The sequence below is a fragment of the Clostridium polyendosporum genome, assembly GCF_018332455.1.
GTDB lineage: Bacteria > Bacillota > Clostridia > Clostridiales > Clostridiaceae > Clostridium_AY > Clostridium_AY polyendosporum.
The window spans coordinates 88,270-106,334 of sequence record NZ_BOPZ01000004.1 but is presented as its reverse complement, the minus strand read 5'-3'; the positions used below and the strand labels follow the sequence as shown (position 1 = coordinate 106,334).

Here is an 18,065-nt window from a genome sequence, read left to right as displayed (position 1 = left end):
TAAGCATATGCGGTAAATCATCGATGATATTAAAAATAAATGTTAAAGGGGTGTAACCATGAAAATTAGTAGAAGAGAATTTTTAAAGTGGTCTGTTGCTACAGCTGTTGCACTAGAATTAGAGTTTGATATGGGTAGAGTAAATACTGTACTTGCAGCAGAAACAGATCCACCTGTAATCTGGCTTCAAGGAGCAGGATGTTCAGGATGTACAATATCAATGCTAAATGTTACTAATCCTACAACTATCGATGATGTACTTTTAAATAAGATAAGCATGAAGTACAATTCAACAATTATGACTTCTGCTGGAGAAAGTGCAATGCAAGCACTTGAAAATGCCGCAACTCAGTATAATGGACAGTTTATACTTGTGGTTGAAGGAGCTATACCTACTGGACAAAGTGGAAACTATTGTATCATAGGTGAACAAAATGGTACTCAATTAACAATGCAGCAGGCAGTATTAAAATATGGTCCTATGGCTAAGTATGTAGTATCAGCAGGAACTTGTTCTTCTTTCGGAGGAGTACCAGCAGCTGCCCCTAATGCAACATCTTGTACAACAGCAAAGTCCTTATTAAGTGGTAAAACTAAAAATCCAGTTGTTAATCTTCCAGGATGTCCTGTTCATCCGACAGTTTTGATACAAACACTTCTTGATATCATATTAACAGGAACACCAACATTAGATTCTTATAGTAGACCAACTAAATATTACGCAAGTTCAGTTCATAGTAAATGCCCTAGGGAGGAGGCTCCAGATGCTAATCGACCAGGTATATATGGATGCTATGAAAGTATAGGATGTATGGGGCCAACATGTAAAAATGTATGTCCATCTATGAAATGGAATAATGGCCAAGGATGGTGTATAGGTGTAAATTATCCATGTGTAGGCTGTGCTAACCCTACATTCCCAACAAATCCATTATTAAGTTATCGTGATTAGTTAGTATAAAGATAAAGGATGCAGAATTTTTAACTCAAAGAATATGTGGCGTATGCCCAGTTTCTCATACGTATGTTTAAATTATAGAGATAAGGTAGGGATGATTTTATGCTTATTTAACTAGATTGTAAATAGTTGATATTGTGTATCTTTATTACATATTAACAAATAATTAACATACTATTTGTTGAATAAGCTCACATATTGGATTAATATGTTAATAAACGTATGTTAAATTGTTAATGATATTAAAATACATATTAAAGGGGTGTAAGCATGAAAATTAGTAGAAGAGAATTCTTAAAGTGGTCTGTTGCCACAGCTATTGCACTAGAATTAGAGTTTGATATGAGCAGAGTAAATACTGTACTTGCAGCTGAGACAGATCCACCTGTTATTTGGTTAAATGGATCTGGATGTTCTGGATGTACAATATCAATGCTAAATGTTACTAATCCCACAACTATTGATGATGTACTTTTAAACAAGATAAGCATGAAGTATAACACGACAATTATGACTTCTGCTGGAGAAAGCGCAATGCAAGCACTTGAAAATGCTGCAACTCAGTATAATGGACAGTTTATACTTGTGGTCGAAGGAGCAATACCTACTGGAGAGAATGGAAACTATTGTATTATTGGTGAACAAAATGGTACTCCATTAACAATGCAGCAGGCAGTATTAAAATATGGCCCTATGGCTAAATATGTAGTATCAGCAGGAACTTGTGCTTCTTTTGGAGGAGTACCAGCAGCTGCCCCTAATGCAACATCTTGTACAACAGCAAAGTCCTTATTAAGTGGTAAAACTGCTAATCCTGTTATAAATCTTTCTGGCTGTCCTGTCCACCCAACTGTTATGATACAAACTTTATTAAATCTTATCTTAACTGGTATGCCACAATTAGATTCCTATAATAGACCAACTCAATATTATAATTCTCAAATTCACTCAAATTGTCCAAGAAGAGGAAAAACACAGGTAAGTCAACCAGGCATATATGGGTGTTATAGAGCAATAGGATGTAAAGGACCAGGATGTAGTAATGTATGTCCATCTATGAAGTGGAATAATGGAGTCAATTGGTGCATTGGATCTAATTATCCTTGTATAGGATGTGCAAACCCAACATTCCCTACAAATCCTCTAAATCAATAAGTTAGTAATATTTAAAAATGAAAGGGATGATATAAATGAGTACACTAGTATTGGATCCAATCACTAGATTGGAAGGACACTTAAAGGTAGAGGTAACACTAGATGCAAATAACAACGTAACAGCGGCTAAGGCTGCAGGCAATCTTTATAGAGACTTTGAAAATATGCTTATAAATAGAGTGCCAAAGGATGCGGCATTTTTAACTCAAAGAATATGTGGCCTATGTCCAGTTTCTCATGCTATTGCTTCATCGAAAGCTGTAGAGAAGGCATTAAATTTTACTCCTAATCTACAAGCTATACTTTTAAGAAACTTAATACAAGGTTCAAATTTCATATCAAGTAACATATTACACTTCTATCATCTTGCATTAATGGATTTTATTCAAGGACCACAGATGAGTCCATGGACTCCAGGATACACTCAAGATTTCAGATTTAATTCCACTGATACTCAAAACTTAATAAATAATTATGTTACGGCGTTATCAATAAGAAGAAAAGCACATGAAATGGGAGCAATATTCGGAGGTAAACTTCCTCATGTTGGTAATGTTGTTCCAGGCGGAGTGACTGCAACTCCAACTTCAACTGATATAAACAATTTTAGAACATATTTAAATGACATAACATCATTTATTACAAACACATATCAAGGGGATGTAAATAAATTAGCTTCTACTTATAGTGATTATTATAACGTCGGTCAAGGTTATGGCAACTTAATATCCTATGGAGTATTTGATACTAACACAACTGGAAGTAAGCTATTCCCAGCGGGAACTGTAACTAATGGAACAGTGGGAAGCTTTAGTGAACCAAACATAAAAGAATATGTAGGACATTCTTGGTATTCATCACCATCAGGAGTAAACCCTGCTAGTGAAACAACAACTCCAAGCTACGGAAAAACTGGAGCATATACATGGCTTAAAGCACCAAGATATAATGGGCAATCTTATGAAGCAGGTTCTTTAGCTAGAACTTGGGTAAGTGGAGATTATAGAAACGGTGTATCAGTTATGGATAGACATAAAGCAAGATATACAGAAACTGCAAAGATAGCAAGCAACATGCAAACTTGGCTTGATCAAATAGTAGTTGGAACAAGTGCATACACTAATGTTAGTACGCCAACTTCTGGAGCTGGAATAGGGCTTACAGAGGCGCCAAGAGGAGCATTAGGACACTGGCTATCTGTTTCAAGCTCAAAAATATCTAGATACCAAATTATCACTCCAACATGCTGGAATGCATCACCAATGGATGATAGCGGAAATGTTGGACCAATAGAAAAAGCATTAATTGGAACACATGTTGCAGATCCAAATCAACCTATTGAACTTTTAAGAATAGTACACTCTTTTGATCCATGTACAGGATGTTCAGTACATGTTATGTCACCAGAAGGAGTAGAAATGTCTAATTTTATAGTACAACCTTTAGGAGTTTAATTATGAAAGATACTGTCATCATTGGAATAGGAAATATACTGCTTAAAGATGACGGTGTAGGAGTGCATACAATAAAACAGCTAGAAAATGAAAATCTTCCATCTACTATTGAATTAGTAGATGGAGGTACTTCTACACTAGATATTTTAGGATATTTTTTGGATTATAAAAAAGTAGTAGTTATAGACTGCCTTAAAGCTGGGTACGAACCAGGTACTATTTATAAGATAAAACCTGAGGATATTACTAATTATAGAAAAGAAAACTTATCTATACACGATGTCCAAATTCTTGACGTAGTTAAAATGGCAAATATGATTGGTAAGTATCCAGATGTTGTAATATTTGGGATAGAGCCGGAGCACATATGCTTTGATTTAGATATGACTGATAACATGAAAAATAGCATCTCTGAGGTTATAGGTCATGTTAAAAAAGAATTAAATATAAATTAGGTGATGTTATGCATGAAGTTTCAATTGTTCAAAATGTTATAGAAATTGCATCAAAGAAAGCTGAGGAAAATAACCTTAAAAAGATAAACAAGATTTCGTTAAGAGTTGGAGAACTGTCTGGAGTTATGGAAGATTCATTAGTCTTTGCATTTAACTGTGTTTCCAAAGGTACAGCAGCAGAAGGTGCAGAGTTTGAAATAGTAAAAGTTGAGGCCACAGCAGAATGTGAGAAGTGCAAAATTACATTTAAGGTGGATCACTTTAATAAACTATGTCCTGAGTGTAATAAGTTTTCAAGCAATATTATTACTGGATATGAACTTTTAATTTATACAATAGAAGGAGATTAGAAAATGAGCCAAATTAAAGTTGTAACCAATATACTTCAAACAAATGATGAAATAACGGCGCAAAATAAGAAAATGTTAGATAAAGAAGGTATTTATGTTGTTAACTTAATGAGTTCACCTGGATCAGGTAAAACTTCACTATTAGAAAAAATTATTGGAAAGCTTAAAGATGAAATAAAAATTGCTGTAATAGAAGGCGACATTTATACAACAAAGGATGCAGAAAGAATTGAGGCACAAGGAATACCAGTTGTGCAAATAAACACTGGTGGAGCATGTCATTTAGATGGTGAAATGATTAAGAATGCTCTTAATTCATTAAATTTAGAAAAAACGGATCTTCTTGTAATTGAAAATGTTGGAAACCTTGTATGCCCTGCTGAATTTGAAATCGGTGAAGATATAAAGATTTCAGTTTTAAGTACTACAGAGGGTAATGATAAGCCACTTAAATATCCACTAATGTTTGAGAAGAGTGGAGCAGTTATATTAAATAAAATAGATCTTATAGATTTTACTAATTTCAATAAAGAAGAGTTTTATATAGATATAAAAGCTTTGAATGCTAATGCTAAAACTTTTGAAACAAGCTGTACAAAAGATCAAGGTATTGATGAAATATGCTTGTGGTTAAAGAACAAAGTTGTAGAGAAGAGAAAAAATAAACATATATAGAATGATTAATTAGAGTATAAGGAGGAATAGTTTCATGCCTAGAATAGGATTTCCTGAGTTAATGGTTTTATTGGTAATTGCGTTAGTAATATTTGGACCAGGCAAGTTGCCACAGGTTGGTAAATCTGTTGGAGAGGCTATTAATGAATTTAAAAAAGCGTCAAGTGAACTTACTAAAGGAAATACTTCTGAAGAAAAGGTTGAGGAAAAGAAAGAAGAAAAATAGGATAAATGAGGTATAGGAATGATAAAGAGCGAACAGATTGTTCATTTGGCACATTTTCTTGAGAAGTTTAGAAAAGCAATAATAACAATGTTTATCATTGTTATTATTGCTACATCTTTTATGTATTTTAAATCGGATTATATTATTAGCATTTTAACTAAACCTCTTGGTGGAATAAAGTTATATTTTATGACTCCTGTAGAAGGAATTATGGCAAAGATGAAAGTTGCTTTTTTAGGGGGAGTAGTTTTATCTTCACCTATATTAGCTTATATAGTGATTTCCGTATGTGGGTCAAAGATTACAAAAGAAGCTAGAAGACTATTATATTTTATTATAATTCCATTTGCTGTTTTGTTATTCATCGGTGGAATTATATTTGGGTATAAATTATTGTTGCCTTCCACCATTAATTTCTTATTAGAATGTGGTAATGACTTTATGAAAGCAAATTTGTCCGGTAGTGACTATTTTTCGTTTGTAGATACACTTCTATTAACTATAGGATTGCTTTTTCAACTTCCATTAATATTAATTGCGTTATCTAGCATAAATATTGTAAATTCAAAAATGTTAATGGGTAAAAGAAAATTTGCAATAATGATTTCTTTTATTACAGTGGCATTTATTTGCCCTTCATTAGATGCTTTTACATTTATTTTAATAACTTTACCTATTATTGCATTATATGAGATTAGTATTTGGTGTATCTATGTATTAGAAAAAAATAAAAAAGCTAGCAGTTAGAGCAAAAACATAAATGTTAATTTAAGAGGTGAAGTTATGGTTACGGAAGAGATGTCTGTGGTAGATCATCTTCATGAGTTAAGAAAAAGATTAATAATTATCATAGCCTTCGTTAGCGTTGCAGCGATAATTACTTATGATAAAGTTTATTATTTAATTAAGATATTATTGGTGCCTATAGCTAAATATAATTTAGAGCTTGTATATTTTTCGTTAACCGAAGGTTTTACAACTAGAATGGAAATATCTCTATTTATAGGGGTTATAGTTACAAGTCCTGTGATATTGTATCAAGTAGCTGCATTTATTAATCCCGGATTAACCAAAAAAGAGAAAAAGTTTTTGTATAAAAATATATTTTTTGTATCTATATTATTCTTTGGTGGTTTAATTTTTGGATACACATTAACATTACCTTATACATTAAGTTTTCTTATATCTTATGGGCAGGGATATATGACACCACTGCTTTCAGGAAGTACATACTTTAACTTCATTGGTGTTTTCTGCTTTTTAACAGGAATTATGTTTTTGATTCCTTACTTAATTGTACTTTTATCAAAAATATCTCTTTTAAGCTCAAGCAAGCTAAAAAAATGGAGGAAGTATGTTATTATATTTATCTTAACTCTTGAAGGATTATTTATATCTAATGCAGGGTTATTAACGTGTACATTAATAGCAGCACCTATTTTATTACTTTATGAAATAAGTATTTGGATTGTTTATTTTATAGAAAAAAGAAAAGAAATTATTAAGTAAGTTTTAGAAAATTTAATACTGGAGGTCGTAGTATGTGTTTAGCAGTTCCAGGAAAGGTTTTAAGTATAGTCGATCATAAAGGAGTTGTGGAAGTAGGGAATATGAAGCGTGAAGTTTTCATGCATCTTGTACCTGATGTAAAAATAGGAGAATATGTTCTTGTCCATGCTGGATGTGCTATCCAAGTTGTAGACGAAGCAGAGGCAATGATAACATTAGATTTATTAAAGGAGCTAGCAGAGGATGAAGTTTGTTGATGAATTTAGAGATGAAATTTATGCTAAAAGTCTTGTAAAAGAACTCCAAAATATTTCAGATGAAAAAATCAACATTATGGAAGTATGCGGTACCCATACTATGTCTATATTTAGATATGGAATAAGGGATATACTGCCTAATAATATAAGGCTTATTTCAGGACCAGGATGTCCAGTTTGTGTTACTCCTCAAAGTTACATAGATAAAGCTTTGGAATTAACTTTAGCTAAAGATGTTATTATTGCAACCTTTGGAGACATGATGAAAGTGCCGGGTAAGAAAACATCTTTATTAAAGAGGAAGGCAGAGGGCGCGGATATAAGGATAGTATATTCACCTATGGATGCTATGCTACTTGCACAGAATAATCCTTTAAAAAAAGTTGTGTTTCTTTCTGTTGGGTTTGAAACAACAGCACCAATGACTGCAGTAACTGCTATGGAAGCTAAGAAAAATAATGTAAGAAATTTATTTTTTTTAACAGCGCATAAAATAGTTCCTCCTGCAATGGGTGCTCTTGTAGAAGATAAGGAATTGGGGATAGATGGTTTTTTGCTTCCGGGACATGTAAGTGCAATTATAGGTGAAAAACCGTATGAATTTTTAGGAGAAAAATATAATATTCCAGGGGTAATAACAGGTTTTGAGCCGATAGATGTACTTAAAGGATTAATTTCTTTAGTTAAAATGATCTCTAACAAAGATTATAGGATAGTAAATGAATATAAAAGAATAGTAAAACACGAAGGAAATTCTAATGCCATGGAATATTTAAATAATGCTTTTGAAATAACTGATTGCAGGTGGAGAGGTATAGGTAATATACCCAAAAGTGGGTATATATTAAATAAAGAATATGAAGATTTTGATGCTATAAAACACTTTAACATAGTATATGAGGATTATGATGGTAGTCCAGGGTGTAAATGTGGTGATATATTAAAGGGAAAAATAACTCCATTAGAATGTCCTCTTTTTAAAAAGATATGTACGCCAGATAATCCTGTAGGTTCCTGTATGGTATCTTCTGAAGGTACATGTGCGGCTTATTATAAATATAATGGTTAAATAAAGATATGCCTTAACATATAAATTGTGTCTAGGAGGTAAGTATGGAAGAAAAAATATTATTAAGTCACGGCAGTGGGGGAAAGCAGACAAATAATTTAATTAGTGATTTATTTATAAGATATTTTGATAATGAAATTATAAGTGAAATGAATGATTCTGCACAACTTATGTTAAGTAGTAATAAGATTGCTTTTACTACAGATTCATTTGTAGTTAATCCTATATTTTTTAAAGGTGGAGATATAGGAAAACTTGCTGTATATGGCACAGTAAATGATTTAGCAGTGAGTGGTGCCAAACCTCTTTATTTATCAAGTGCTTTTATAATAGAAGAAGGATTTTCAATTGAAAAGCTTGAGTCTATTGTAAAGTCAATGGCTACTGCTGCAAAAGAGGCAGGAGTAAAAATTGTAGCAGGTGATACAAAGGTAGTTGAAAAAGGTGGAGTAGATGGAGTATTTATCAATACTTCTGGTATAGGAACCATATATGAGAATACACATATAAAGGTAGATAATGCTAAAGTTGATGATGTAGTAATAGTTAATGGTACTTTAGGTGATCATGGTGCAGTTATTATGTGTGAGAGAAATGGTATAGGTATAGATGGTGAGTTGCTAAGTGATTGTGCTGCCTTAAATTCACTTGTAGATTCTATATTAGAAGTATGTCCTCATATTCATGTGCTTAGGGATGCTACAAGGGGGGGAGTCGCAGCAGTTTTAAATGAAATTGCGGATAGTAGTGGCGTTTCTATAGAACTAGAAGAAAGTTCTATTCCTGTAAGAGAGGAAGTAAAAGGTGTCTGTGAACTGTTAGGTCTTGACCCATTATATATAGCTAATGAGGGTAAAATATGTTGTTTCGTACCTAGAGAATATGCAGAACAGGTAATAACACAAATGAAAAAACATCCTCTTGGATCAGAAGCGGCTATAATTGGAAAGGTTGTAGAATCAGAAGCACATAAGGTTTACCTAAAAACAATAATAGGTGGAAAAAGGATTGTGGACATGCCGTCGGGAATACAACTTCCAAGGATATGTTAAATTGAAGTGAATTGTAAAAACATTGCATCTTTATTAACTCAATTTAAAACTAAATAAGAGTAATGATATAAAAAAGAGAGTGAGTTTCATCAACACTCTCTTTTGATTTATTTACTCTCATTTCACAAAGTAGAATCTAGCTAAAATTGAGTAGATTCGATGCTTGTTCAGCTTTATTTATTACGATTTTACAAAGTGAAATCTGACTAAATTCAATACTTTTAATGTATATTTAATTTCATTTTTATTAAATTATTTTGCAAAGTTTATATTTATTTCAGTATGTTTTAAGGCATTCCTAAGCTTCAAAAATTCTATCTCTAGTGCATCAATCATATCTTCATATTTCATTTTTTCAGCACTATCCTTAGCATTGCTCAATAAGTCTCCGAGTTCTTGCATTCTAACATCAATTTCTAGAATTCTTTTCATTGCATCATAGCAATTCACAATATCACCTCTCTTAAAGATTTTAAGAATAATGATGAAGATAGTTCTTTTCTAAAATATATGCTGATACAGAGAAAAACATAACTTTAGTAATATGGTTGACTTTTGTACAAATGATATCATGGAAAAAATTTTATTACTTAGGACTTGAGATTTAGCAATTTAAAACGGTAGACATAAAAAGTTTATAAGTGTAAAATATAATATTAGTCAAAGTAGGAAAGAGAGGATTGATTATACATGAATGGTACTTGGATAGAGGTAAAGGTAGTAACAAAAAGTGAGGCCCTAGAACCTATTTCAGGAATTTTTTACGCTTTAGATTGCAAAGGTGTTGCAATAGAAGATCCAAATGATATTTTAGGGAGAGAACAAGGACCACTTACGTGGGATTTTGCAGATATAAATATTCTTGAACATAAAGGAAATGCTGCAGTAGTTAAGGCGTATTTCTCAAAGGAAGATAATATTGATGAAGTTATAAATTATGTTGAAGAAAAGATAAAGGAACTTAAAGATATTGGAATAAATGTTGGTGAGGGTAAGGTTGTTAGAACTGAAATGCATGAAGAAGATTGGGCAAATAATTGGAAAAAATACTATAAGCCAACAAAAGTGGGAAACAGAATAGTTATAAAGCCGATCTGGGAAGCTTACGTAGAAAGTGATGAAGAATTAGTAGTTGAATTAGATCCAGGAATGGCTTTTGGTACAGGAAACCATGAGACTACTAGAATGTGTGTTGAAGCTTTAGAAAAGTATGTAAAGGCAGATACAACAGTATTTGACATAGGTACTGGCTCAGGAATACTTGCTATAGTTGCATCAAAGCTTGGAGCTAAACACGTAGTTGGTGTTGACCTAGATCCAGTAGCAGTGGATTCAGCAAAAGAAAATGTAGAATTTAACAAGTTAGATAATATAGAAATATTAGAAGGAAACTTATTAGATGTAGTTAACGGTAAGGCTGATATAGTTGTTGCTAATATTATTGCAGAAATTATATGTATATTAACAGATGATGTTAAGAAGGTTTTAAATAAAGAAGGATTATTTATAACGTCTGGTATAATTCATGATAGAAGACAAATGGTTATAGATAAGCTTCAAGGAAGTGGATTTGAGGTTGTAGAAGTAAATATGGACGGAGAATGGAACTGCATAGTGGCAAAGCTTAGCTAATAAAAGTTAATTTATTGTTCAAAAAGAAAGCTTTTTAATGCATATCTGAGATGTATTTTTTGTTAAAGATATAAGTACATATATGAGGAGAGTAAAAAATGTATAAGTTTTTCACACCATCAGATTTGTTTAGTGACACTCACGCAACAATTGTTGGAGATGATGTTAAACATATATATAAAGTGTTAAGAATAGAAATTGGTGAAAAAGTAATTGTAAATAACCTACAGGGGACAGAGTACCTTGGTGAGATTGAGGAAGTAAATAAACAACAGGTAAATATAAAGCTTTTACAGAAGCTAGAAATAAATAATGAAAGCCCTTTAGAGATTTATCTTTTTCAAGGACTTCCAAAGTCAGCAAAGATGGATTTGATAGTTCAGAAAGGTACTGAACTTGGTATTAAGGAAATAATTCCAACTATAACTTCAAGAGTGGACGTAAAATTAAAAGGAGAATTTAAAAAGTTGGATAGACTTCAAAGAATTGCACTTGAGGCTTGCAAACAATGTAAGAGAACCTTAATTCCAGAGGTTAAAGAGCCAGTAGAGTTTAAAGAAATGATGGAAGTTCTAATGGAAATGGATCTTGTAGTGGTGCCATATGAAAATGCAGAAGGATATGGTATACGTAATATGGTTAGTCAGGTTAATTCTTCTAAGATTAAAAAGGCTGCTATTATTGTTGGCCCAGAAGGCGGATTTGAAGAAGAAGAAATTGAGGAACTAAGAAGTAAAGGAGCTTATATTGTAACATTAGGGCCTAGAATTTTAAGAACAGAGACAGCAGGCTTTGTTTGTGCTTCCTTACTTCAGTATGAGTTAGGAGATATAGGAGGAAAGTTTTAATGAAGGTTGCATTTGCTACGTTAGGGTGCAGAGTTAATCAATACGAATCAGAGGCAATGGCTGAGAAGTTTATAAGAGAAGGATATGATGTTGTAGATTTTGATCAGGCATCTGACGTTTATGTTATAAATACATGTACAGTAACAAATATGGGAGATAAGAAATCAAGGCAGATTGTAGGAAGGGCAAGAAGGTTAAATGCTGAAGCTATAATCGCTGTGGTTGGATGTTACTCACAGATTGCTCCAACGGAAGTTGGGGAGATAGAAGGAGTAGATGTAGTACTTGGAACAAGGAATAAGGGTGAGATTGTTTATTGGGTACATAAATCAAGAGATGAAGGAAAGAAGCAGATACAAGTGGCTCCAGTTCTAAAAAATAACCAGTTTGAGGACTTGAATATTGAAGAATACCAGGATAAAACAAGAGCCTTCTTAAAAATACAGGATGGTTGTAACAGTTTCTGTTCGTACTGTTTGATTCCATATGCAAGAGGTGCTGTATGTTCAAAAGAACCAGCAAAGGTCATAGAAGAAGTAAAGAAGCTTGCATCTCATAATTTTAAGGAAATAATACTTTCAGGTATACATACTGCATCTTATGGTGTTGATCTAGAAGAAAAGGTAACCTTAGTTGATCTTCTTGAAATGATTGAAGAGATTGATGGTATAGAAAGAGTTAGAATAGGTTCCATAGATCCAACTTTCTTTACAGAAGATGTGGTTAAGAGAATTACAAAACTTAAGAAACTTTGTCCACATTATCATTTATCTCTCCAAAGTGGTTGTGATGAAACTCTAAAGAGAATGAATAGAAAATATACCTCTGAAGATTACGAAAATATAGTTAATATTTTAAGGAATAATATAGAGGATGTATCTATTACTACAGATGTAATTGTTGGTTTCCCAGGAGAAAATGATGAAGAATTTGAAAAAACTTATGATTTTCTAAAAAAGATTAAGCTTTCAAAAATGCATGTATTTAAATACAGTCCAAGAAAAGGTACAAAGGCAGCTACAATGGAAAATCAGGTAGATGGAATTAAGAAAGAGGAAAGAAGCAAACTGCTGATAGCCCTTAATAAAAAGAATGAAAAAGAGTTTATTGAAAAAAATATAGATAGAGAGATGGATGTTCTATTTGAACAGGAGGTTTCAACTCAACCAGGACATTATGAAGGATATACCTCAAATTATATGAGAGTTATTGCATCTTTTGATTGTAATTCTGTTATAGGAAAAATATTAAAGGTTAGTTTGGTGTCAGCAGAAGAGGATTATGCTGTTGGAAAAATCATAACGTAACTAAAGATAAAGTTGTTTATCTATAAATAAAGTCATTAAATTAAATTTATAAATAGGATTATAATCTTAAAAGGAGGTGAGAATGTGGAAAACTGTATTTTTTGTAAAATCATTAAAGGGGAAATTCCATCAAAGAAGATTTATGAAGATGATAAAGTCATAGCATTTCATGATATAAGTCCTGCGGCTCCTGTTCATGTACTTGTTATTCCGAAAGAACATATAGAAAGTGCTAATTATATTACTCAAGAAAACTCAAAAGTTATAGCACATATTTTTCAAGTGATTAATAAAATAGTAGAGGAATTAAATATTTCACAAGGTGGATATCGAATAGTAAACAACTGTGGGAATGATGGAGGTCAGACTGTAAATCATTTGCATTTCCACGTATTAGGTGGAAGGGAACTTCAATGGCCACCAGGTTAAAACTCATTAAAAAATAACAGTTAAATTCTTGACAGTATAAAATGCTATATTGTATAATATAGCGTGTGTTGTTAAGCCCATAGCTGTGATATATTCAAAACAGTAATATAGCTAGCGGAGGGAGGGAAAAGGAATGTCAGAAATCAGAGTAAGAGAAAATGAATCATTAGATCAAGCACTTAGAAGATTTAAGAGACAATGTGCTAGAGCTGGTGTTCTTTCAGAAGTAAGAAAAAGAGAACACTATGAAAAACCAAGCGTAAAGAGAAAGAAGAAGTCAGAAGCTGCTAGAAAGAGAAAGTTTAAGTAAGAATTTCTTTGGAAGAAGGTTGAATAATGCCAATAAAAGAAAGACTTCAAGAAGACTGGAAGCAAGCTTTAAAGGCCAAGGACAAGTTTAAGGCCGGAACAATAAGTACTGCAAAGTCTGCGATTCTTTTAGTTGAAAAAACAGATGGAGTACAGCTTGAGGATGAACAGGTCATAGAAATTCTATCTAGAGAAGTTAAGCAAAGAAGAGAAGCTATGCTTGATTTCGAAAAGGGAAATAGACAAGATCTTGTTGATAAGGCAAAAGCTGAAATAGAGATTTTGTTAAGTTACCTTCCTCAGCAGTTAAGTGAAGAAGAGATCCTAGAATTTATCAAACAAGCAGCTATCGAAGTGGGTGCAAATAGCACTAAAGACATTGGAAAAGTTATGTCAGCAGTTAGACCTAGAATTGTAGGAAGAGCTGATGGCAAGCTTGTAAGTCAAATGGTTAAAGAATATTTAGATAAATAAAAAAGAACTCACAAAGGTGAGTTCTTTTTTTTTATTGTTGTTATTTCACGAATTGAAATCTAACTAAAGTTATAGATACACAACTTCATAATTGAAATAAGAATTTTATGAAATTTATTTAAAACTAAAATCCAAGTCCTCATTAGCATTAATAATAATTAGCATTCATAAACTAGTATGGAATAATTTTTTAGGAGAGATATTATGGAGGATAGGATAAACAAGGTAAAAGAAGGGCTTGTAGAAAAATTAGATTTACCAAAAGATGTGGTTTTGAATTTTCCCAAGATTATAATTACAGGGGATAATGAAATCACAATTGAAAATCATAAGGGTATTATTTCTTTTGAGGACAGTGAGATGAAAATAAATTCAAGGGTAGGGGCTATAATTATAAAAGGAGTAGGCCTTGAAATTCTTTTTATTGGTGGAGATACCATAACTATAGGCGGAAAGTTTAAATCTGTGGTATATGAGGGATTGGTATAGTATGGATTTGAAAAAATATAAAAAAGGTACTGTTAAAATTGAGGTTAAAGCCCTAATACCTGAAAAATTTATTAATATGCTATGGCACAGAGGAATAAAAGCAGAGAACATTCAGAGGACAGATATATCCACAGTAACTATGGATATATTGTTATCAGATTATAGAAAAATTAATGAAATTGCAAAAAGAGTAGATGCTAAGATTACAGTTATAGGTAGGAAGGGAATAGCATTTCTATTATTAAGGATAAAGAAAAAGTCTACTTTAGTATTAGGAGCAATATTATTTTTAGCTGTGCTTTTTTATCTTTCTATGTATATTTGGGGAATAGAGATTACTACCAATAAGTATGTTTCTCCATATGAAGTAAGACAACAGCTTAAATTATTAGGAATTAGTCCGGGAATTAAAAAAACAAAATTAAATGTGTATGAGCTTGAGAAGAAATTAGAAGATGGCAATGGAGAGATAATGTGGATAAGAGCAAGAATTGAAGGGTCAACCCTTAAAATAAAAGTAGAAGAAAAAATAAATCCTCCTAATATAAAAGAAAATGTTGATTCAAATAACGTTGTAGCAAAGATGGATGGTGAAGTAGTTAGAATTTATACTACTGCTGGGACTCCAGCAGTAAAACCTGGAGAAATAGTGAAGAAAGGACAAGTTCTTGTACATGGTTACGAAGGAAAGGAAGGTTTTGAATATAACGTAAACCCTGAAGGAAAAGTTTTAGCTAACACTTTCTATGAAAAAGTTATGGAACTTCAAGTTAGTGGAAAAATAAGTGAGAGAACAGGTAATAAGGATGAGGCCATTTATGTAGAGTTATGGGGAAAGAAAATTTATTTGAAAAAGCCTACAAAAAGTTTTAAAGACTATGATAAAATAGAGAATAGGGATAAAATACTAAATAAAACAACATACTATGAGATAATTTCTAAGGAAATTACTGAAAGTAGGGAAAAGAAAATAGAGAATGCTATTGATGGGCTTTATAAATCCGTTATGCTTGAGGTTGATAAACAATGTAAATTTATTAAAAAAATTGTGAATATTGAGGAATTGGGAGAAGGAAAAATAAGAATCAAAGCAGTATTTGTAATTGAACAGGATATTTCTACGAAAATATAACGGTAGATATTCTGTAAACTACCCCCCATTGTATACAAAGGTAATTGTTAAAAACTGTATCAAAGCATTTATAATACTATGCTATCCATATCCACCTTTAGAAGATGGAGAGTTTCGCATAAAATATGTTAAAATATATAATAAACTTTAAGTGATAATGTGAGTAACTAAAGATATACAAGTTCAATTATAACTTGTGTATCTATAAAAAAACCTTATAAGTAGGTGACAGGTTTGAGGATAAAAAGGTATTTATTGTTTAAGGAAATTAGAAAACAAAAAAGAGTATTGCTTTATATAGTAACTTTTTTTATAGCTTATATAATATTATTATCAGCTACATTAACAAAAAAATATGATTTAACAGTAGGAGATATACCGAAGTTTGATATTAAGGCACCAAGAGAAATAGTAGATGAAAATGCTACTCAAGCAAGGCAAAATGAGGAAGCAGAGAAAGTTGATAAGCAGTATACTTTAAAGACTGATGTACAGAAACAGGCAGAGGAAAATATAAAAAACTTTTTTGCAAAATTAATAAGTCTTAAAGATTCTTCTATATCTGAAAATGATAAGGTATTATCTCTTAGTAAATTGAATGTGAAACTTGATAATGATGAGTATGCTACATTACTATCATTGAGTAAGGAGCAAATAAATGAACTTTCAGGGATTGTGCTAGAAAGTATAGCAATGGTTTATACAAATGCTATTGAAGAAGATAAACAAAGTGATATACAGAATGCTAAAATTATAATAGATAATAAAATGGCTAATATTAATTACAATAGAACTATAAAGGAAATACTTAAAAATATAGGATATTCGCAGATAGCCCCTAACTTTTTTTTCGATAAGGAAAAAACTGATGAAAAAATAAAAGAGGCAAAAAGAAGTGTTCCACCTATAGTTATAAAGAAAAATCAAACTATAGTTAAAGAAGGAGAACCTGTAACAGAAAATCAACTAAAGACATTAGATGATCTTGGCCTTTTAAATGAATCTAGTTTTAACCTTATTATTTATATTAATCTAGCTTTATATATTGCCATACCATTATTTTTACAATTTTATTATATAAACAAGTTTTACAATAGTATTTATCAAGATATAAGTAAACTATTATTAATAAGTATTGTTAATCTAACGTCTTTAGTTTTAGCTAGAACATTAGCTATTATTTCACCAAACTTAATCCCATTAGCATGTGCTCCTATATTAATAACTCTTTTAATAAATTATAAAATATCATTAGTTCAGAGTCTTTTAAACTCAGTGCTAATTGCAGTTGTAGTAAACTTTAATCCTGAAATTATTATACTTTGTATAGTAAATACTATTTTAGGTGTAACATCTTTAAGAAAAATAGAACAAAGAAATGATATTCTTTATTCAACAATATTCCTAGCAGCGTTTATATCTCTTTTAACATTTGGGACAGGTATGCTATTGTCTAATAATATTATTGATATATTAATAAAGACAGGTCTTAGTGCTATTGGGTGTTTATTTTCAGGTGTATTAGCAGTAGGGCTTTTACCATTTTTTGAAAGTACATTTGATGTAGTAACTACTGTCAAACTTTTAGAATTATCTAATCCTAATAATCCACTGCTTAAGAAACTTCTAATGGAGGCACATGGAACATATCATCATTCCATGCTTGTAGCAAATTTAGCAGAAATGGCAGCAGAAGAAATAGGGGGTAATCCTGTGCTTGCGAGAATAGGAGCATATTATCATGATGTGGGGAAAACTAAAAGACCATACTTTTTTAAGGAAAATCAAGTGGGCAAAGAGAATCCACATGATAAAATTACTCCAAACCTTAGTACTTTAATTGTTTTATCACATGTAAAGGATGGTTTAGAACTAGCAAGGGAGTATAATATTCCTAAGGTAATTCAAGATATAATAGAGCAGCATCATGGAACCACTTTAGTAAAGTATTTCTATATAACTGCAAAAAATAATTCTGAAAATCCAGAAGAAATTAAGGAAGAGGATTTCAGATATCCAGGTCCAATTCCTGAAAGTAAGGAAGCAGGTATTATAATGCTTGCTGATAGTGTCGAAGCAGCAGTTAGATCTTTAAATGAACACACTAAAGGTAAGATAGAAGAAATGGTAAATAACATTATAAAGGATAAGCTTTATTCAGGGCAACTTGATAATTGTGACCTTACATTAAAGGATATAAATAAGATTAGAAGTTGTTTCTTAAAAACATTAAATGGTATATACCATAACAGAATAGAATATCCTATGGAAAGCAAAAAGTAAGT

Annotated in this window: 22 protein-coding genes; 21 read left to right on the top strand and 1 reads right to left on the bottom strand. The window is 31.6% G+C overall.

The window, feature by feature from the left end; genetic code table 11:
- The first annotated feature begins 58 nt into the window (after positions 1-58).
- The 12 genes from CPJCM30710_RS03725 (at position 59) to hypE (ending at position 9,160) form a co-directional block, all read left to right on the top strand.
- Positions 59-952 (top strand): hydrogenase small subunit, encoded by an 894-nt coding sequence (locus tag CPJCM30710_RS03725; protein ID WP_212902826.1) that lies wholly within the window; start codon positions 59-61, stop codon positions 950-952.
- A gap of 276 nt (positions 953-1,228) precedes the next feature.
- Entirely contained in the window at positions 1,229-2,113 is an 885-nt protein-coding gene (locus CPJCM30710_RS03720; protein WP_212902825.1) for a hydrogenase small subunit, read from the top strand.
- Between the two features lie 35 nt (positions 2,114-2,148).
- On the top strand, positions 2,149-3,567 hold the full coding sequence (locus CPJCM30710_RS03715) for a nickel-dependent hydrogenase large subunit (RefSeq protein ID WP_212902824.1): 1,419 nt from the start codon (positions 2,149-2,151) through the stop codon (positions 3,565-3,567).
- A 2-nt stretch (positions 3,568-3,569) separates the two neighbouring features.
- On the top strand, positions 3,570-4,022 hold the full coding sequence (locus tag CPJCM30710_RS03710) for a HyaD/HybD family hydrogenase maturation endopeptidase (RefSeq protein WP_212902823.1): 453 nt from the start codon (positions 3,570-3,572) through the stop codon (positions 4,020-4,022).
- A gap of 8 nt (positions 4,023-4,030) precedes the next feature.
- A complete protein-coding gene (hypA, locus tag CPJCM30710_RS03705; protein ID WP_212902822.1) occupies positions 4,031-4,372 on the top strand; it encodes a hydrogenase maturation nickel metallochaperone HypA in 342 nt (113 codons plus the stop codon).
- A 3-nt stretch (positions 4,373-4,375) separates the two neighbouring features.
- Positions 4,376-5,047 carry a hydrogenase nickel incorporation protein HypB gene (gene hypB, locus CPJCM30710_RS03700; RefSeq protein WP_212902821.1) on the top strand — a complete coding sequence of 224 codons (672 nt, stop codon included), beginning with the start codon at positions 4,376-4,378 and terminating at the stop codon, positions 5,045-5,047.
- Positions 5,048-5,081: 34 nt separating this feature from the next.
- A complete protein-coding gene (gene tatA, locus CPJCM30710_RS03695; protein WP_212902820.1) occupies positions 5,082-5,273 on the top strand; it encodes a twin-arginine translocase TatA/TatE family subunit in 192 nt (63 codons plus the stop codon).
- An 18-nt stretch (positions 5,274-5,291) separates the two neighbouring features.
- The gene (tatC, locus tag CPJCM30710_RS03690) at positions 5,292-6,020 is read left to right on the top strand and encodes a twin-arginine translocase subunit TatC (protein WP_212902819.1); all 729 of its coding nucleotides are present in this window, start codon (positions 5,292-5,294) and stop codon (positions 6,018-6,020) included.
- A 36-nt stretch (positions 6,021-6,056) separates the two neighbouring features.
- Entirely contained in the window at positions 6,057-6,782 is a 726-nt protein-coding gene (gene tatC, locus CPJCM30710_RS03685) for a twin-arginine translocase subunit TatC (RefSeq protein WP_212902818.1), read from the top strand.
- A 32-nt stretch (positions 6,783-6,814) separates the two neighbouring features.
- Positions 6,815-7,039 (top strand): HypC/HybG/HupF family hydrogenase formation chaperone, encoded by a 225-nt coding sequence (locus tag CPJCM30710_RS03680; RefSeq protein ID WP_212902817.1) that lies wholly within the window; start codon positions 6,815-6,817, stop codon positions 7,037-7,039.
- Positions 7,026-8,108 (top strand): hydrogenase formation protein HypD, encoded by a 1,083-nt coding sequence (gene hypD / locus CPJCM30710_RS03675; RefSeq protein WP_212902816.1) that lies wholly within the window; start codon positions 7,026-7,028, stop codon positions 8,106-8,108. The genes CPJCM30710_RS03680 and hypD overlap by 14 nt, the downstream gene beginning before the upstream one ends.
- A gap of 44 nt (positions 8,109-8,152) precedes the next feature.
- Entirely contained in the window at positions 8,153-9,160 is a 1,008-nt protein-coding gene (gene hypE / locus CPJCM30710_RS03670; RefSeq protein ID WP_212902815.1) for a hydrogenase expression/formation protein HypE, read from the top strand.
- 252 nt (positions 9,161-9,412) lie between these two features.
- On the opposite strand, the gene CPJCM30710_RS03665 is transcribed toward hypE, so the two are convergent.
- A complete protein-coding gene (locus tag CPJCM30710_RS03665) occupies positions 9,413-9,610 on the bottom strand; it encodes a hypothetical protein (protein ID WP_212902814.1) in 198 nt (65 codons plus the stop codon).
- Positions 9,611-9,850: 240 nt separating this feature from the next.
- On the opposite strand from CPJCM30710_RS03665, the gene prmA reads away from it, so the two are divergent.
- The 9 genes from prmA to CPJCM30710_RS03620 all read left to right on the top strand — a co-directional run bounded on the left by prmA (position 9,851) and on the right by CPJCM30710_RS03620 (position 18,063).
- Positions 9,851-10,792: a 50S ribosomal protein L11 methyltransferase gene (gene prmA, locus CPJCM30710_RS03660; protein WP_212902813.1), complete on the top strand. Its 942-nt coding sequence runs from the start codon at positions 9,851-9,853 to the stop codon at positions 10,790-10,792.
- Between the two features lie 98 nt (positions 10,793-10,890).
- Positions 10,891-11,640 (top strand): 16S rRNA (uracil(1498)-N(3))-methyltransferase, encoded by a 750-nt coding sequence (locus tag CPJCM30710_RS03655; RefSeq protein ID WP_212902812.1) that lies wholly within the window; start codon positions 10,891-10,893, stop codon positions 11,638-11,640.
- The gene (gene mtaB / locus CPJCM30710_RS03650) at positions 11,640-12,947 is read left to right on the top strand and encodes a tRNA (N(6)-L-threonylcarbamoyladenosine(37)-C(2))-methylthiotransferase MtaB (RefSeq protein WP_212902811.1); all 1,308 of its coding nucleotides are present in this window, start codon (positions 11,640-11,642) and stop codon (positions 12,945-12,947) included. The genes CPJCM30710_RS03655 and mtaB overlap by 1 nt, the downstream gene beginning before the upstream one ends.
- An 84-nt stretch (positions 12,948-13,031) precedes the next feature.
- On the top strand, positions 13,032-13,376 hold the full coding sequence (locus CPJCM30710_RS03645; protein ID WP_212902810.1) for a histidine triad nucleotide-binding protein: 345 nt from the start codon (positions 13,032-13,034) through the stop codon (positions 13,374-13,376).
- A gap of 133 nt (positions 13,377-13,509) precedes the next feature.
- Positions 13,510-13,686, top strand: a complete 177-nt coding sequence (rpsU, locus tag CPJCM30710_RS03640) for a 30S ribosomal protein S21 (protein ID WP_072897356.1) — start codon at positions 13,510-13,512, stop codon at positions 13,684-13,686.
- 26 nt (positions 13,687-13,712) lie between these two features.
- A complete protein-coding gene (locus tag CPJCM30710_RS03635) occupies positions 13,713-14,159 on the top strand; it encodes a GatB/YqeY domain-containing protein (RefSeq protein WP_212902809.1) in 447 nt (148 codons plus the stop codon).
- 204 nt (positions 14,160-14,363) lie between these two features.
- Positions 14,364-14,648 carry a sporulation protein YqfC gene (gene yqfC / locus CPJCM30710_RS03630; RefSeq protein ID WP_212902808.1) on the top strand — a complete coding sequence of 95 codons (285 nt, stop codon included), beginning with the start codon at positions 14,364-14,366 and terminating at the stop codon, positions 14,646-14,648.
- Between the two features lies 1 nt (position 14,649).
- Positions 14,650-15,780: a sporulation protein YqfD gene (gene yqfD, locus CPJCM30710_RS03625; RefSeq protein WP_212902807.1), complete on the top strand. Its 1,131-nt coding sequence runs from the start codon at positions 14,650-14,652 to the stop codon at positions 15,778-15,780.
- 234 nt (positions 15,781-16,014) lie between these two features.
- Positions 16,015-18,063, top strand: a complete 2,049-nt coding sequence (locus CPJCM30710_RS03620) for an HD family phosphohydrolase (RefSeq protein ID WP_407644973.1) — start codon at positions 16,015-16,017, stop codon at positions 18,061-18,063.
- The last annotated feature ends 2 nt before the right edge of the window (positions 18,064-18,065 follow it).

What these genes read in the sequence shown, in the direction of transcription:
- CPJCM30710_RS03725 (WP_212902826.1), top strand. Translation starts at nt 59, where the DNA reads ATGAAAATTAGTAGAAGAGAATTTTTAAAGTGGTCTGTTGCTACAGCT.
- CPJCM30710_RS03720 (WP_212902825.1), top strand. Translation starts at nt 1,229, where the DNA reads ATGAAAATTAGTAGAAGAGAATTCTTAAAGTGGTCTGTTGCCACAGCT.
- CPJCM30710_RS03715 (WP_212902824.1), top strand. Translation starts at nt 2,149, where the DNA reads ATGAGTACACTAGTATTGGATCCAATCACTAGATTGGAAGGACACTTA.
- CPJCM30710_RS03710 (WP_212902823.1), top strand. Translation starts at nt 3,570, where the DNA reads ATGAAAGATACTGTCATCATTGGAATAGGAAATATACTGCTTAAAGAT.
- hypA (WP_212902822.1), top strand. Translation starts at nt 4,031, where the DNA reads ATGCATGAAGTTTCAATTGTTCAAAATGTTATAGAAATTGCATCAAAG.
- hypB (WP_212902821.1), top strand. Translation starts at nt 4,376, where the DNA reads ATGAGCCAAATTAAAGTTGTAACCAATATACTTCAAACAAATGATGAA.
- tatA (WP_212902820.1), top strand. Translation starts at nt 5,082, where the DNA reads ATGCCTAGAATAGGATTTCCTGAGTTAATGGTTTTATTGGTAATTGCG.
- tatC (WP_212902819.1), top strand. Translation starts at nt 5,292, where the DNA reads ATGATAAAGAGCGAACAGATTGTTCATTTGGCACATTTTCTTGAGAAG.
- tatC (WP_212902818.1), top strand. Translation starts at nt 6,057, where the DNA reads ATGGTTACGGAAGAGATGTCTGTGGTAGATCATCTTCATGAGTTAAGA.
- CPJCM30710_RS03680 (WP_212902817.1), top strand. Translation starts at nt 6,815, where the DNA reads ATGTGTTTAGCAGTTCCAGGAAAGGTTTTAAGTATAGTCGATCATAAA.
- hypD (WP_212902816.1), top strand. Translation starts at nt 7,026, where the DNA reads ATGAAGTTTGTTGATGAATTTAGAGATGAAATTTATGCTAAAAGTCTT.
- hypE (WP_212902815.1), top strand. Translation starts at nt 8,153, where the DNA reads ATGGAAGAAAAAATATTATTAAGTCACGGCAGTGGGGGAAAGCAGACA.
- prmA (WP_212902813.1), top strand. Translation starts at nt 9,851, where the DNA reads ATGAATGGTACTTGGATAGAGGTAAAGGTAGTAACAAAAAGTGAGGCC.
- CPJCM30710_RS03655 (WP_212902812.1), top strand. Translation starts at nt 10,891, where the DNA reads ATGTATAAGTTTTTCACACCATCAGATTTGTTTAGTGACACTCACGCA.
- mtaB (WP_212902811.1), top strand. Translation starts at nt 11,640, where the DNA reads ATGAAGGTTGCATTTGCTACGTTAGGGTGCAGAGTTAATCAATACGAA.
- rpsU (WP_072897356.1), top strand. Translation starts at nt 13,510, where the DNA reads ATGTCAGAAATCAGAGTAAGAGAAAATGAATCATTAGATCAAGCACTT.
- CPJCM30710_RS03635 (WP_212902809.1), top strand. Translation starts at nt 13,713, where the DNA reads ATGCCAATAAAAGAAAGACTTCAAGAAGACTGGAAGCAAGCTTTAAAG.
- yqfC (WP_212902808.1), top strand. Translation starts at nt 14,364, where the DNA reads ATGGAGGATAGGATAAACAAGGTAAAAGAAGGGCTTGTAGAAAAATTA.
- yqfD (WP_212902807.1), top strand. Translation starts at nt 14,650, where the DNA reads ATGGATTTGAAAAAATATAAAAAAGGTACTGTTAAAATTGAGGTTAAA.